Annotated in this window: 3 protein-coding genes; all 3 read left to right on the forward strand. The window is 73.0% G+C overall.

Annotation, left to right across the window (positions count from 1 at the left end):
* The first annotated feature begins 67 nt into the window (after nucleotides 1-67).
* Nucleotides 68-256, forward strand: a complete 189-nt coding sequence (locus tag ACFUEL_RS39915; protein ID WP_380243159.1) for a CopG family transcriptional regulator — start codon at nucleotides 68-70, stop codon at nucleotides 254-256.
* A 2-nt stretch (nucleotides 257-258) separates the two neighbouring features.
* Nucleotides 259-600, forward strand: coding sequence for a VOC family protein (locus ACFUEL_RS39920; RefSeq protein ID WP_380243160.1), 342 nt, complete (start codon nucleotides 259-261; stop codon nucleotides 598-600).
* Nucleotides 597-1,066 (forward strand): class I SAM-dependent methyltransferase (locus tag ACFUEL_RS39925; RefSeq protein ID WP_380243162.1); only part of this gene is annotated, 470 nt, incomplete at its 3' end. The genes ACFUEL_RS39920 and ACFUEL_RS39925, both read left to right, overlap by 4 nt.

Consider the following 1,066-nt stretch of genomic DNA (forward strand, 5'->3'; position numbering starts at 1 on the left):
GCCGGAGCCCGTCCCCCCGGGCTCCGGCCGCTCCCGTTCTAGCTTGCTAGCATGCTAGCCTCTGGATGTGGCCACCGGAGATGTCAAACAGTTCAACGTCTACCTGCCGGTCGAGCTGATCAAGCAGGTCAAGTTCCGCGCCGTCGAATCGGGCATGTCGCTGTCGGCCCTGGTGGCCGAGGCGCTGCATGCCTACCTCGACGAGGACGGCGGCCGCGGACAGGATCCGGCCCGAGGGCCGGGGGAGGAGGGTTGACCGTGCCGACCGAAGGCATCGAGGCCGTGTTCCTGACCACCCACAACTGGGGGCGGACCGCCGGCTTCTTCCAATCGCTGGGCTACCGGCTGGACTTCGAGACCGACCACGCCTCCGGGCAGCTCCGCAACGGCGACGGGCCGTACCTGTTCGTCGCCGAGGTCCCGGAGAGCGAGCGGCCGCAGGCCCGGATCGTCCTCAAGGTCCCGGACGCCGACGCGTTCCGGCCCGGCCCCGGGGTCGAGCTGCTCACCCCGTTCGAGGACACCCACTACGGCACGCGCGAGGCGACCGTCCGCGACCCCGACGGCCGCGAGTGGACCCTGCAGGCACCCGCGAAGTGAAGGGGACGACGACGAGCGGCGGCGAACCGGCCGAACCCGACAGCACGGCGGTGCGGACCGCCCTGTGGCGTGCCCTGCACCTGGCCGCCGACCGGCCGCCGCACGTCTTCGAGGACGAGATCGGCCTGCGGCTGGCAGACCCCGGCGAGGGCTGGCGGCAGCGGCCCGACATGGACCCGGCGGGCACGGCCGGGTTCCGGGCCGCGATCGTGGCCCGGGCCCGCTGGGTCGAGGAACTGGTCGGCGAACGGGCCGCGCAGGGCGTCGACCAGTACGTCCTGCTCGGCGCCGGGCTGGACAGCTTCGCCCAGCGCCGGCCCCAACCCCCGGGCGGGCTACGGGTCTTCGAGGTCGACCAGCCGGAGCCGCAGCGCTGGAAGCACCGCCGGCTGACCGAACTCGGCTACGGCGTACCGGACTGGCTGCGCCTGGTGCCGGTCGACTTCGAACGCGGCGAGGACTGGCT

Source organism: Kitasatospora sp. NPDC057198 (assembly GCF_042670125.1).
GTDB lineage: Bacteria > Actinomycetota > Actinomycetes > Streptomycetales > Streptomycetaceae > Kitasatospora.